Raw genomic sequence first — 13,123 nt, 5'->3', positions numbered from 1 at the left:
CTGGTCGTACGCGTGTCTGTTTCCCTGCCGGTATGACGACACATCGGGCAGGGGTGGGGCGGGCGAGGCGGCGGCGCCGGTGGCCGGCGGTGGTGGTGACGGGCGTGCTGGTGGCGGGGGCCGCCGGGTGGGCGGTCGCGTACGGCCCGTTGAAGGGTGCGGAAGCGCCGAGGACGGCGGATCCCGAGGCGGTGCGGACGGCGCGGGCGTTCCTGAGCAGCTGGGCGGCGGGGGATCTGGCCGCCGCGGCGCGGTTGACGGACTCGCCGGCGAAGGCCGAGGAGACGTTGCGGAACTTCACGGCGGGTCTGGAGATCGCGAAGCCGGTCCTGACGGCGGGCGCGGCCCGTGTGGACGGTGCGGCGGGTGCCGCTGCCCGGGTCCCGTACCGGGCGCGGATGCCGGTGGCGGAGCTGGGGACGTGGTCGTACGGCTCCGAGCTCGCGGTGGCGCGTACGGACGCGGGATGGCGGGTGCGGTGGGAGTTGCCGCTGATCCATCCGCAGCTCAACGACAAGCAGCGGTTCAAGCTGGTGGAGGAGGAGTCGGCGGAACTGGCGGCGGTGGACCGGGACGGGAAGGCGATCTCGGCGGCGGAGCATCCTTCGCTGGTGTCGGTGCTGGGTCTCGGTGGCGGGAAGCCGCGGGGCGAGGTGCAGGTCGTGGACCGGATCACGGGCGAGACGCGGGCGACGGCGGTGCGGTTCGGGCCGGATCCCGGGGAGGGCGGCGGTCCGCTGCGGACGACGATCGACGCGCGGACGCAGGCGGCGGCGGAGAAGGCGCTGGCCCGGCATCTCGACGGGCGGAACGCGGGTCTGGTCGCGGTGCGGATCGACAGCGGCGAGGTGGTCGCGGTGGCGAACGGGCCGGCGGGCGGCTTCAACCGGGCTTTCCAGGGCACGTACGCGCCGGGATCGACGTGGAAGGTGGTCACGAGTGCGGCGCTGCTCGCGAAGGGGGCGGTGACGCCGGAGACACGCGTGGACTGTCCGAAGTACCTGACGGTCGGCAAGCAGTTCCACAACGTGGAGACCTCGGAGATCCCGGGTGCCTCGTTCCGTGAGGACTTCATCCATTCGTGCAACACGGCGTTCGTGGCGCTGCGGGGGCGTCTCGCGAACGACGAGATGACCGTGTTCGCGAAGGAGTACTTCGGGATCGGTCCGGAGTGGAAGACGGGTGTGGGCTCGGTGGACGCCGAGGTGCCGGTGCCGGCGAGTGAGACGGAGAAGGCGGCGGCGCTGTTCGGGCAGGGGCGGCTGCGGACGAATCCGCTGGCGATGGCGTCGGTGACGGCAACGGCGGTGTCGGGGACGTTCCACCAGCCGCTGCTGGTGAAGGGGGCGGAGCAGCCGGCGGTGGCGACGAAGCCGCTGCCGGGGGCGGTGGTGAAGCAGTTGCGGTCGCTGATGCGGGACACGGTGACGGACGGGTCGGCGAAGGTGCTGGCTGGGGTGCCCGGCGAGGTGGGGGCGAAGACGGGAACGGCCGAGGTGACGGAGGACGGGAACAACAACGGCTGGCTGGTCGCGTACGACGGCGAGATCGCGGTGGCGTGCGTGGTGGAGGGGGCGGAGAGCGGTTCGGGGTCGGCGGGTCCGGTCCTCCGCGACCTGCTGGCGGAGCTGGCCGGGGGTGGCGCGGCGGGCTGACGGCCGGCGGGGTGTCGGTTGATCCATTTGGGCGGTCCGGCGGCGGCGGGTAGACTGCCGTAGTTGCTCGGCGAGGGAGGCCGTACCCGTACGGATGTACAGGGTCACGGCGGTCCGTTATCGACGCGCTCTTCGTAGCAGGCCATCGCCAGTCGTGGCCGGGTGACCACTTGTTTCGTCACCATCTACGAGGAGTGCAACATGTCCGAGGTCAAGCTCGCCGCCACCGTCCGCTCGGAGTTCGGCAAGGGCGCCTCGCGCCAGCTGCGCCGCGCCTCCCTGGTCCCCACGGTCCTCTACGGCCACGGCACGGACCCGGTCCACATCTCCCTCCCGGCCCACGAGCTCGGTCTGGCGCTGCGTACGCCGAACGTCCTGCTCTCCCTGGACATCAACGGCGCCAACGAGCTGGCGATCCCGAAGGCCGTCCAGCGTGACGCCATCAAGGGCTCGCTCGTGCACGTCGACCTCATCCTCGTGAAGCGCGGCGAGAAGGTCACCGTCGAGATCCCCGTGCAGGCCGAGGGCGAGCTCGCCGCCGGTGGCAACCTGCTGGAGCACGTGCTCAACACCCTCTCCGTCGAGGCCGAGGCCACCCACCTCCCCGAGTCCGTCACGGTCTCCGTGGAGGGCCTGGAGGCCGGCGCCTCCGTCCTCGCCAAGGACATCACCCTCCCGAAGGGCTCCACCCTGGTGACCGACGCCGACGCCGTCGTCCTCCAGGTCCTGGCCGCGCAGGCCGAGGAGCCGTCGGCCGAGGCCGAGGCCACCGAGGGTGCCGAGGCCTGAGCCGTAGGCTCTGCCTGACGTGACGGGGTGACGGGCCGTACGGCCCGTCACCCCGTTTCTCTTGCCCCCGCACGGACGCGCGTACGGATACGCGTACGGATACGCATACGAGGAGACCTGACGCACATGACGGACGACGCCAACGCCCCCTGGCTGATCGTCGGCCTCGGCAACCCGGGGCCCGAGTACGCGGCCAACCGCCACAACATCGGCTTCATGGTCGTGGACCTGCTGGCCGAGCGGATCCGCGGTTCGTTCAAGCGGGCGCAGAAGGCCCAGGCGCAGGTCGTCGAGGGCCGCATGGGTCCCCCCGGGCCTTCGAGCCGCCGGGTGGTCCTCGCGAAGCCGATGTCGTACATGAACCTGTCGGGCGGTCCGGTGACGGCGCTGCGCGACTTCTACAAGGTGCCGACGGCGAACATCGTGGCGATCCACGACGAGCTGGACATCGACTACGCGGTGCTGCGGCTGAAGATCGGCGGCGGCGACAACGGGCACAACGGTCTGAAGTCGATGACGAAGGCGATGGGTCCCGAGTACCACCGGGTGCGGTGCGGGATCGGGCGTCCGCCGGGCCGGATGCAGGTCGCGGACTTCGTCCTGAAGGACTTCTCGTCGACGGAGCGCAAGGACCTCGACTGGTTCGTGGACCGGGCGGCGGACTCGGTGGAGTGCCTGGTCGCGGAGGGCCTGGAGCGGGCCCAGTCCGCGTACAACTCGTAGGGTCCCTGGCGCCCGGAACGTACGACTGTACGATCGCGGGTCATGACGCACGTCCGTAACGCCGCCATGGCCCTGGTCACCCTGCTCCTCGTCGTCGGGGGTGCGTGGGCGTCGTGGGACTCGGCCCAGCACGTCCTGCTCGCCAAGGGCCGTGAGCACGGGACGCTGACGGTGACCGGCTGCACGGAGGAGACGTGCAGCGGTACGTACGCCTCCGAGGACCCGGCGTCGACGCGGCGGACGCTGACGATCGAGGCCTCGATCGCGGCGGAGAAGGGCGTGACGATCCCGGTGGTGGTGAAGCCGGGCACGGACGAGGGCGTACGGACGGGGTGGGGCGGCGGTCTGCACGCGTGGCTGCCGCTGGGCGGTGCGCTGCTGCTCGCGGCGCCGGTGATCGGCGGCGGGCTGCGGATGACGCGGACGGCGTGGTCGCTCGCGGGGGTGGGCGGGGCGCTGCTGGTGGCGGCGTTCCTCACGATCTGACCGGATTCCGTCGATTCATGGCGCGATCGTTATGGACCTCTGGGTTAAGGCTGACTTAAAGCGACAGCTAGGCTGCGTCCGCTGCCCCCCACGGCATCCTCATCTCCGAGATGGACGACTGCACATGCGACGTACCCTCATATCCTCCGCCGCGCTTGTCGCGGCCATGGCAGGCTCCCTCGTGCTGGCCCCCGCCGCCTCCGCTTCGGAAGGCCCCAAGGGCGACAACGGCACGGTCAAGATCCACGACGCGAAGACCGGCGAGGAGATCAAGGCCAACGAGCCGAAGGTCTGCACCTTCTACCTCGACGCCTTCCACTTCGACGCCGAGCAGAAGGCGACCTGGCACATCGAGGCCTGGGCGAACAACGACCAGGAGAAGGGCGCCGAGGTCGAGGACGGCTCCATCACCCTCGACGCCGAGGGCCACGGCCGCACCGAGGACCTGACCCTCGCCGACGGCCAGTACAAGCTGTTCTGGAACTTCGAGGGCGAGCACGGCAAGGCCAAGCACAAGGTCTTCAAGGTCGACTGCCCGGACGAGACGCCCGGCACGGAGACGCCTGGTACGGAGACTCCCGGTACGGAGACCCCCGGCACGGAGACGCCCGGCACCGAGACTCCGGGCACGGAGACCCCCGGTACGGAGACCCCGGGCACCGAGTCCCCGGCCCCGTCCGAGACGACGCCCGGCGGCACCGAGTCCCCCGCTCCTTCCGCGACCCCGTCCGTGACCACCCCGGCCGGCGAGACCGCCGGCACCGGTGGCACCGAGGGTTCGACCGGCTCCACGGGCTCGGCGGGCTCCACCGGCTCCACGGGTGAGGGCAACCTCGCCGAGACCGGTTCCAGCGCCCCCGTCGGCGTCCTCGCCGCCGTCGCCGTGGCCCTCGCGGGTGCCGGCGCGTTCCTGGTGAGCCGTCGCCGCAAGGCGCAGCAGCACTGACGTACACGTAGCCCGTACATGACGGTGCCCCCGCCGGAGTCCGAGGATTCCGACGGGGGCACCGTCATGAGCAGGGGGTGGATCAGCCGGTGTTGCGCAGGCCCGCCGCGACACCGTTCACCGTGAGGAGCAGGGCCCGTGCGAGCAGCGGGTCCGGGTCCGCGCCGCGCTCGGCGTCCGCGCGCTGGCGGGCGAGGAGGGCGACCTGGAGGTAGGAGATCGGGTCCAGGTAGGCGTCGCGGATGGCGAAGGTCTGCTGGAGGACCGGGTTGGAGTCGAGCAGCGTCTCGCCGCCGGTGACCTTGAGGACCTCGGCGACCGTCAGCGCGTGCTCGGCCTCGATGGTGTCGAACACGTGCTTCAGCTCGTCGGGGACCAGGGTGTCGACGTAGTGGCGGGCGATCCGCAGGTCCGTCTTCGCGAGCGTCATCTCGACGTTGGCGAGGAAGTTCCGGAAGAAGTGCCAGTTCCCGTACATCTCGCCGAGGACCGCGTCGAGACCGGCCTCGCGCAGGGCCTTGAGGCCCGAGCCGACGCCGAACCAGCCGGGGACGATCTGCCGGGACTGCGTCCAGCCGAAGACCCACGGGATGGCGCGCAGTCCGTCGAGACCGGCACCCGAGTCGGGGCGGCGCGACGGGCGGGAGCCCAGGTGGAGGTCGGCGAGCTGGTCGACCGGGGTGGCCGCGAAGAAGTACGAGGGCAGGTCCGGGTCCTCGACGAGCTTGCGGTACGCGGTGTGCGCGGCGTCCGAGACGGTGTCCATGGCCGCGTCCCAGCGGGCGAGGGCCTCGTCGGACTGGCGCGGGGAGGTGTGCAGCGCGGAGGCCTGGAGGGTGGCGGCCACCGTCAGTTCCAGGTTCTCCCGCGCCAGGGACGGGATCAGGTACTTGTCGGAGATGACCTCGCCCTGCTCGGTCACCTTGATCTCGCCCTCCAGGGTGCCCCAGGGCTGCGCGAGGATCGCGGTGTGCGAGGGGCCGCCGCCGCGGCCGACGGTGCCGCCGCGGCCGTGGAAGAGGCGCAGGCGCACGCCGTAGCGGTGGGCGACGTCGCGGAGGCGACGCTGAGCGCGGTGGATCTCCCACTGGCTGGTGGTGATGCCGCCGAACTTCGACGAGTCCGAGTAGCCGAGCATGACCTCCTGGACGTCGCCGCGGAGCGAGACGAGGCGCCGGTAGGAGGGGTCGGCCAGCATGTCGTTGAGGATGACGTCGGCGGCCTTGAGCTCGTCGGTGGTCTCCAGGAGCGGCACGATGCCGATCTTGGCCCAGCCGGCGTGCAGGTCGATCAGGCCGGCCTCGCGGGCGAGGACGGCCGCGGCGAAGACGTCGTCGGCGCCCTGGCACATCGAGATGATGTACGACTCGATGACCTCGGGGCCGAAGCGCTCGAAGGCCTGCTTGATGGTGTGGAAGACGCCGAGGGTCTTCTCGCCCGCGGCGTCCAGCGGGGCCGGGGTCGGGGCGAGCGGGCGGCGCGAGCGCAGCTCCTTGGCGAGCAGCTTCTGCCGGTAGTCGCGGGGCATGTCCGCGTACCGCCAGGACTCCTCGCCGAGGCGGTCGAAGAGCTGGCCGAGGGCGTGGTGGTGCGCGTCGGCGTGCTCGCGGACGTCCATGGTGGCGAGCTGGAGGCCGAAGGCCGAGAGGGTGCGGATGGTGCGGTCCATCCGGCCGTCGGCGAAGAGGCCGCCGCGGTGCTCGCGCAGCGAGGTCTGGATCAGGGTGAGGTCGTGGATCAGCTCGGCGGTGCCGAGGTAGTCGCGGCCGTCCTGGTGCGGGGTGCCGGTGGCGAGGCGCTCGCGGGTGTTGACGAGCTTCTGCCGGATGCAGGTCGCCTTGAGGCGGTACGGCTCCTCGGCGTTGAGGCGCTTGTAGCGGGGGCTGATCTCCGGGAGGAGCTCCAGGTCGCGCTGGAGGGAGTCCAGGAGTTCCTGGGTGGCTCCGGTGTAGCGGATGGAGTTGGAGAGCAGTCCGCGCAGGTAGTCGACGAGTTCGAGGGCGTCGGTGATGCCGTGCTCGTGCTGGAGGATCAGGACGTCCCAGGTCACCTGCGGGGTGACGTTGGGGTTGCCGTCGCGGTCGCCGCCGATCCAGGTGCCGAAGGTCAGCGGGCGCGTCCCGGCGGGCAGTTCGACGCCGACGCGCTCCAGCTCGGCGGCGAGGTCCTCCAGGACGTCGCCGACGGCGTTGGCGTGCAGCTCGTCGAGGTAGTAGATGGCGTTGCGCGCCTCGTCGGCGGGCTCGGGGCGGACGACCCGGAGCTCGTCGGTCTGCCAGATGAGGTCGATGTTCTCGGCGAGTCGCAGGTCGTGGCGGCGCCGGTCGGCCTCGATGACCGGGGTCTCCAGGAGGGCGGCGATCCGGCGCAGCTTGTTGAGTACGGAGCGGCGGGCGGCCTCGGTGGGGTGCGCGGTGAAGACGGGGCGCACGTTGAGGTTCTTGACCGTCTCGCGGACGTGCTCGGGGTCGCCGTCCTTGAGCATGTCGGCGGTGCGGGCGAGGAGGCCGCCCTCGGCGGCGCGCTTCTCGCGCATCTCGCGGCCGCGGTGGACCTGCTCGGTGACGTTCGCCAGGTGGAAGTAGGTGGAGAAGGCGCGCACCAGCTTGGCTGCGGTCTCCAGCTCGACGCCCTGGAGCAGCTCGGCGGCGGCCTCGCCGTCCTCGCGGGTGAGGCGGCGGACCTTCTCGACGAGGTCGAGGAGCTCGTGGCCTTCCTGGCGGACGAGGGTCTCGCCGAGGAGATCGCCCAGTCGGCGGATGTCGGCTCGCAGCTCGGTGCTGGCGGTGGGGGTCTGGTCGGCACTGCTCACAGGTGCGGCTCCTTGCAGTGTTTGAGCACGTCTGGAGGGGTACTGGAGGCTTGCGGACCGCGCTGTCCGACGCACCCAGGATAGGTGTCCGCCGGGGCGGCATGGCCAACGCCCCTCTCGTGCCCTCTTGCCGCGCGTCACGGCGCTGCCATACTTACGACGCCGTAGGTTACGGAAGCGTAGCCACGGCCTGGTTTTCCGCTCTTTCACCCTCACCCTCATCCCCAGGGGACACCCATGACCACTAGCCCCGAGGTGACCTCGGCGCCCGAGGCACCCGAGGCGCCCGTCGGCGCCACGGCCCTGCCCTCCGCCACGCTGGGCGGTGACAGCAAGGGATCGGCCGAGCAGATCGCCCTGGCGCTGTTCATCACCGTGCCGTTCGTGGCGCTGCTCGCGGCGGTGCCGCTGGCCTGGGGCTGGGGGGTGAGCTGGCTGGATCTCGGGCTGATGGTGGCGATGTACTACATCGGCTGCCACGGGATCACGATCGGTTTCCACCGCTACTTCACGCACGGTTCCTTCAAGGCGAAGCGGCCGCTGCGGATCGCGCTGGCGGTCATGGGCTCGCTGGCCGTGGAGGGTCCGCTCGTGCGCTGGGTGGCGGACCACCGCAAGCACCACAAGTTCTCGGACGCGGAGGGCGACCCGCACTCGCCGTGGCGCTTCGGGGAGACGGTCCCGGCCCTGATGAAGGGCCTGTGGTGGGCGCACATCGGCTGGATGTTCGACGAGGAGCGGACGCCGCAGCACAAGTACGCCCCCGATCTGATCAAGGACCCGGCGATCCGGGCGATCTCGCGCCAGTTCCTCTCCTTCACGATCCTGTCGCTGGCGATCCCGCCGCTGGTGGGCGGTCTGGTGACGATGTCGTGGTGGGGCGCGTTCACCGCGTTCTTCTGGGGCTCGCTGGTCCGGGTGGCGCTGCTGCACCACGTGACCTGGTCGATCAACTCGATCTGCCACGCGGTGGGCAAGCGTCCCTTCAAGTCGCGTGACCGCTCGGGCAACGTGTGGTGGCTGGCGGTGCTGTCCTGCGGCGAGTCCTGGCACAACCTGCACCACGCGGACCCGACCTCGGCCCGGCACGGGGTGCTGCGCGGCCAGGTCGACTCCAGCGCGCGGCTGATCCGCTGGTTCGAGCTGGCGGGCTGGGCGTCGGACGTGCGCTGGCCGGCGAAGGAACGCCTCGAAGCCCGGCGGCAGAACCCGTCCGCAGAAGCGGCATGATGGAAGACGTGGCGATCGACGGCAGTACCAGTGGCACCGGCGGCACCGACAGTGCCGGCGGCAGTAGCGGTGGCGAGCAGAAGCCCCGGCGTGGCCGCCGGGTGCGGATGACGGGCGCGGAGCGCCGGGAGCAGCTCCTCGACATCGGCCGCACGCTGTTCGCCGAGAAGGGCTTCGAGGGCACGTCGGTGGAGGAGATCGCGGCGAAGGCCGGGGTCTCCAAGCCGGTGGTGTACGAGCACTTCGGCGGCAAGGAGGGGCTGTACGCGGTCGTCGTCGACCGGGAGATGCGGCAGCTCCTGGACGGGGTGACGGGCGCGCTGACCGCGGGCCATCCGCGGGAGCTCCTGGAGCAGGCGGCGTTCGCGCTGCTCGACTACATCGAGAACTACACGGACGGTTTCCGGATCCTGGTGCGGGATTCGCCGGTGGCGCAGTCGACGGGCACGTTCGCCTCGCTGATCAGCGACATCGCCACGCAGGTCGAGGACATCCTCGGGATGGAGTTCAAGAACCGCGGCTTCGACCCGAAGCTGGCCCCGCTGTACGCGCAGGCGCTGGTGGGCAGTGTGGCGCTGACGGGCCAGTGGTGGCTGGACGTACGGAAGCCGGACAAGGCGGAGGTCGCGGCGCACCTGGTGAACCTGGCGTGGCACGGACTTGACGGTCTGGAGCAGAAGCCGCGGTTGATAGGGCATCGCAAGAACTGACCGGATCGTCCGGGTACATCCCGCCGAACAGGCGGACCGGACGGTCTGATTTCGAATGCGTTCAGTAAAGCTCTGGCGCGACATCCCCCCGTGGGTAGAATCCATTTCAACATCCAGGGGGGTGTTCCGACCGTCGGGCGAGGCCGTCTCCGCGTGCTCGCCTGAACAGGCGCTTGGCCTGCGCTGACACCGTTCGACGCTGCTCGAGCCCCCCAACCCGGTTCAGTCGAACCTCTGATCCCTGGGGGGGATCTCCTTGCGTTTCCGTAACTCCAAGCGCGCGGGCCGCATCGCCGCCTGCACCGCACTCGCCCTCTCCGCCGGCATGATCCTGGCGGGCCCTGCTTCGGCGGACGAGCCGGCGCCGACGCCGGCGGCCAAGCAGGTGGAGCGTTCCTTCGCGCCGCCTCAGCTGACGCACCCGAAGCAGGGCACGACCCGCGCGGGCGTGGCCGCCGCCGGGACCGCGTCCTCGCTGCCGCTCTCCGACCTGGACGGCGACGGCGCCGACGACCTCATCTACCGTGCCATCGACGGCGAGCTCTACTCGACCGCGCCGCTGGCGGAGGAGGAGTTCTTCGATCTCTTCCGCTTCGAGGACGTCGCGACGGAGATCATCCCGATCGGCAACCAGGGCGGCGACACGGCCGAGCCCGAGGTGCTCGTCCTCTCCGAGAACGGCACGCTGAAGCTGTACACCGACGTCGGCCCGACCGGCACGCCGTACGAGAGCACGGTGGGCGGCGGCTGGCAGGTCTACAACAAGATCGTGTCGCCCGGTGACGTGAACAACGACGGTCGCGCCGACGTGGTCGCCCGTGCCAAGGACGGCCGGCTCTACCTGTACCTGGCCACCGGCGACCTGGACCGTCCGCTCGGCGGCCGGATCAGCGTCGGCGGCGGCTGGAACGCCTACGACCAGCTCGTCGGCGCCGGCGACGTGACCGGCGACGGCCGCGCCGACCTGTACGGCCGCGACCGCTCCGGCAGCCTCTTCTTCTACTCCGGCACGGGCAGCACGGCCGCTCCGTTCGCCGGCAAGAAGCTGATCGGCGGCGGCTGGGGCGCGTACAACCAGATCACCAACTTCGGCCAGGGCGTTCTCCTCGCCCGGACCAACGACGGCACCTTCTACACCTACGTCACCAGCTCCAACGGCACCCTCGCCGGGCGCCAGCAGCTCGGCAACCCGGGCGACGGCCTCGGCATCGTCCAGTTCTCCGGCGGCGGCGGCAACCCGTACACGGGCAAGGACACCCTCGTCGGGCGGACCGGCGCCGGCACGCTCAAGGGGTACTTCGCCGACACGACCGGCAAGCTGATCGCGGCCGGTGACGTGAGCGACCCGGGCGAGTACGCGGACAGCAGCTTCACGAACACGTCCTCGTTCAACTCGGACAGCTACTCCGACATCGCCGACGTCTGGAGCGACGGCAGCCTCTGGATCGACTACAGCCCCATCGGCAGCGGCTGGGGCGTCTACAACGCCCTCGTCGGCCCCGGTGACCTGAGCGGCGACGGCAAGGCCGACCTGCTCGCCCGCGACCGCTCCGGCGTCCTCTACCTGTACCGCGGCAACGGCAAGGGCGACGCCTTCGCGACCCGGATCCGGGTCGGCGGCGGCTGGGGCGGCTTCAACAAGCTCCTCGGCGCGGGCGACTACACCGGCGACGGCCGGGCGGACCTGCTGGCCCGCACCACGGGCGGCGAGCTGTTCCTCTACCCGGGCAGCGGCAACGCCAACACGCCCTTCACGACGCGCATCAGCGTCGGCCTCGGCTGGAACACGTACAAGCACCTCACCGCCCCCGGCGACCTGAACGCCGACGGCAAGGCCGACATCCTCGGTGTGACCTCGGCCGGTGACCTCTACCGGTACCTGAACACCACCCCGGGCAAGTTCGCCGGCCGTTCCAAGATCGGCAACGGCTACGGCATCTACAACTCGATGTCCTGACGCCCCCGGGCCTCTTTCCCCTTCTCCTGATTCCACCTTCCCAGGGAGACCTTTGCGTTCCGCATTCCTCGGGCGTACCCGCGCCCGCCGTGTGACCACCTGCACCGCGCTCGCCCTCTCCGCCGGCATGCTCCTCGCCTCGCCGGCCGTGGCCGAGTCCGGCCCCCGGCCCGTCCTGGAGCAGCCGCAGCGCGGCGACACCTCGACGCCGAAGCTGGACATGACGCAGCCGGCGGTGGAGTCGGGCACGGCCCGTGCCGCCGCGGCGACGGCCGTCGTGCCGTCCCGTTTCGACGTGGACGGCGACGGCAAGACCGATCTGATCCACCGCAAGTGGAACAGCTGGACGTACGTCGCGCCGAGCAAGCCGGCGGCGACGACCACCGTGTTCGAGACCGCGGGCTCGCCCGTGGACCTCGACCTCGTTCCGCTCGGCGACCAGAACGGCACGGGCAAGCCCGAGCTGCTCTCGCTCGCCGAGGACGGCGTGCTCCGGCTGTACAAGGACGCCACCGCGACCTCCGGCGCGCTCGCCTGGTCGGGCAACGGCTGGAACATCTACAACAAGGTGTTCTCGCCCGGCGACGTCGACGGTGACGGCAGGGCGGACCTGATGGCCCGCCAGTACAACGGCGAGCTCTACTACTACCGGTCGACCGGCGTGACGACGGCGCCGTTCGCGGGCCGCACGAAGGTCGGCTCCGGCTGGGGCGTCTACGACCAGCTCGTGGGCGTCGGCGACAACAGCGGCGACGGCCGCGGCGACGTCGTGGCCCGGGCCACGGACGGCCGGCTGTACTTCTACGCCTCCACCGGCAACTACGCCGCGCCCTTCAAGGCCCCCAAGCTGCTCGGCCAGGGCTGGAACACGTACAACCAGATCATCGCCCCCGACGACCGCAACGGCGACGGCAAGGCCGACCTGCTCGCCCGGGACCAGGCCGGTGCGCTCTGGGCCTACAGCGGTCACGGCAACGGCACGTTCTCGGCGCCGGCGAAGCTCTCCGGCAGCTGGAACAACGTGGACCAGTTCGCCGGGGCGGGCAGCATCCCCGCCGCCGTCGGCAAGAACGCGTTCTACGGCCGGGACAAGGCCGGGACGCTCTTCGAGTACCGGAGCCAGAACACCGGCAAGCTCGCCGCGCGCCAGCAGGTGAGCACGACCGGCGGCTGGGCCGGCGCGAGCATCGCGTACGTCTCCGCGCTGGACCCGGGCTCGCTCGCCGACATCCTGGAGGTCTACCAGGGTCACCTGTACAGCAACGGCAACGTCGACCTCGGCGGCGGCTGGCAGATCTACAACCGGATCGTCGGCCCCGGCGACCTGACCGGCGACGGCAAGGGCGACCTCGTCGCCCGGGACGCCTCAGGCGTGCTCTACCTGTACCCCGGCAACGGCAAGGGCACGGCCGTGGGCCCCCGTATCCGCGTCGGTGACGGCTGGAGCGCCTACAACCGCATCCTCGGCGGGGGCGACTTCTCGGGCGACGGCCGTACGGACCTGCTGGCCCGCGACGGCGCCGGCACCCTGTGGCTGTACAAGGGCACGGGCTCCAAGACCACCCCGTTCGCCGGGCGCGTGAGCCTCGGCGGCGGCTGGGGCACGTACAACAAGCTGGCGGTGCCGGGCGACCTGAGCGGCGACGGCAAGGCCGACCTGGTCGCGGTGAACGCGGCGGGCGACCTGTACCGCTACCTGGGTACGGGCAAGGCCACGCTCACCCCCCGGGTGAACATCGGCCACGGCTTCCAGACCTACGCCGACCTGTACTAGAAAACGCTCACGGGCGCCCCGCACCGGTTCTCCGGTGCGGG

At 71.0% G+C, this 13,123-nt stretch carries 10 protein-coding genes; 9 read left to right on the top strand and 1 reads right to left on the bottom strand.

Going from position 1 to position 13,123, the window contains the following annotated elements; genetic code table 11:
• The first annotated feature begins 32 nt into the window (after positions 1-32).
• The 5 genes from ACZ6K0_RS33095 to ACZ6K0_RS33075 all read left to right on the top strand — a co-directional run bounded on the left by ACZ6K0_RS33095 (position 33) and on the right by ACZ6K0_RS33075 (position 4,599).
• Entirely contained in the window at positions 33-1,655 is a 1,623-nt protein-coding gene (locus tag ACZ6K0_RS33095; protein ID WP_376402609.1) for a penicillin-binding transpeptidase domain-containing protein, read from the top strand.
• A gap of 201 nt (positions 1,656-1,856) precedes the next feature.
• Positions 1,857-2,444, top strand: coding sequence for a 50S ribosomal protein L25/general stress protein Ctc (locus ACZ6K0_RS33090; RefSeq protein WP_376402612.1), 588 nt, complete (start codon positions 1,857-1,859; stop codon positions 2,442-2,444).
• 126 nt (positions 2,445-2,570) lie between these two features.
• A complete protein-coding gene (pth, locus tag ACZ6K0_RS33085) occupies positions 2,571-3,167 on the top strand; it encodes an aminoacyl-tRNA hydrolase (RefSeq protein WP_376402615.1) in 597 nt (198 codons plus the stop codon).
• A gap of 42 nt (positions 3,168-3,209) precedes the next feature.
• Positions 3,210-3,653, top strand: a complete 444-nt coding sequence (locus ACZ6K0_RS33080) for a hypothetical protein (protein ID WP_469233340.1) — start codon at positions 3,210-3,212, stop codon at positions 3,651-3,653.
• 124 nt (positions 3,654-3,777) lie between these two features.
• The gene (locus ACZ6K0_RS33075) at positions 3,778-4,599 is read left to right on the top strand and encodes an LPXTG cell wall anchor domain-containing protein (RefSeq protein ID WP_469233338.1); all 822 of its coding nucleotides are present in this window, start codon (positions 3,778-3,780) and stop codon (positions 4,597-4,599) included.
• Between the two features lie 82 nt (positions 4,600-4,681).
• Here ACZ6K0_RS33075 and ppc read toward each other — a convergent pair whose 3' ends face one another.
• Positions 4,682-7,411 carry a phosphoenolpyruvate carboxylase gene (gene ppc, locus ACZ6K0_RS33070; protein ID WP_376402623.1) on the bottom strand — a complete coding sequence of 910 codons (2,730 nt, stop codon included), beginning with the start codon at positions 7,409-7,411 and terminating at the stop codon, positions 4,682-4,684.
• Between the two features lie 237 nt (positions 7,412-7,648).
• Between ppc and ACZ6K0_RS33065 the strand changes: the two genes are divergently transcribed.
• The 4 genes from ACZ6K0_RS33065 (at position 7,649) to ACZ6K0_RS33050 (ending at position 13,082) form a co-directional block, all read left to right on the top strand.
• On the top strand, positions 7,649-8,641 hold the full coding sequence (locus ACZ6K0_RS33065; RefSeq protein WP_469233336.1) for an acyl-CoA desaturase: 993 nt from the start codon (positions 7,649-7,651) through the stop codon (positions 8,639-8,641).
• A complete protein-coding gene (locus tag ACZ6K0_RS33060) occupies positions 8,638-9,351 on the top strand; it encodes a TetR/AcrR family transcriptional regulator (protein WP_469233334.1) in 714 nt (237 codons plus the stop codon). Before ACZ6K0_RS33065 ends, ACZ6K0_RS33060 begins: the two co-directional genes overlap by 4 nt.
• Before the next feature lie 256 nt (positions 9,352-9,607).
• On the top strand, positions 9,608-11,308 hold the full coding sequence (locus ACZ6K0_RS33055; RefSeq protein WP_469233332.1) for an FG-GAP-like repeat-containing protein: 1,701 nt from the start codon (positions 9,608-9,610) through the stop codon (positions 11,306-11,308).
• Between the two features lie 52 nt (positions 11,309-11,360).
• Positions 11,361-13,082 (top strand): FG-GAP-like repeat-containing protein, encoded by a 1,722-nt coding sequence (locus ACZ6K0_RS33050; protein ID WP_469233330.1) that lies wholly within the window; start codon positions 11,361-11,363, stop codon positions 13,080-13,082.
• Positions 13,083-13,123 lie beyond the last annotated feature (41 nt).

The sequence above is a fragment of the Streptomyces sp. NPDC042346 genome (genome assembly GCF_055581845.1).
Note: the sequence above shows the minus strand (reverse complement) of the source record. Positions and strands in the feature narration are given on the sequence as shown.

Excerpts from the sequence above, each read along its gene's own strand:
- ACZ6K0_RS33095 (WP_376402609.1), top strand. The coding sequence starts at position 33 with ATGACGACACATCGGGCAGGGGTGGGGCGGGCGAGGCGGCGGCGCCGG.
- ACZ6K0_RS33090 (WP_376402612.1), top strand. The coding sequence starts at position 1,857 with ATGTCCGAGGTCAAGCTCGCCGCCACCGTCCGCTCGGAGTTCGGCAAG.
- pth (WP_376402615.1), top strand. The coding sequence starts at position 2,571 with ATGACGGACGACGCCAACGCCCCCTGGCTGATCGTCGGCCTCGGCAAC.
- ACZ6K0_RS33080 (WP_469233340.1), top strand. The coding sequence starts at position 3,210 with ATGACGCACGTCCGTAACGCCGCCATGGCCCTGGTCACCCTGCTCCTC.
- ACZ6K0_RS33075 (WP_469233338.1), top strand. The coding sequence starts at position 3,778 with ATGCGACGTACCCTCATATCCTCCGCCGCGCTTGTCGCGGCCATGGCA.
- ACZ6K0_RS33065 (WP_469233336.1), top strand. The coding sequence starts at position 7,649 with ATGACCACTAGCCCCGAGGTGACCTCGGCGCCCGAGGCACCCGAGGCG.
- ACZ6K0_RS33060 (WP_469233334.1), top strand. The coding sequence starts at position 8,638 with ATGATGGAAGACGTGGCGATCGACGGCAGTACCAGTGGCACCGGCGGC.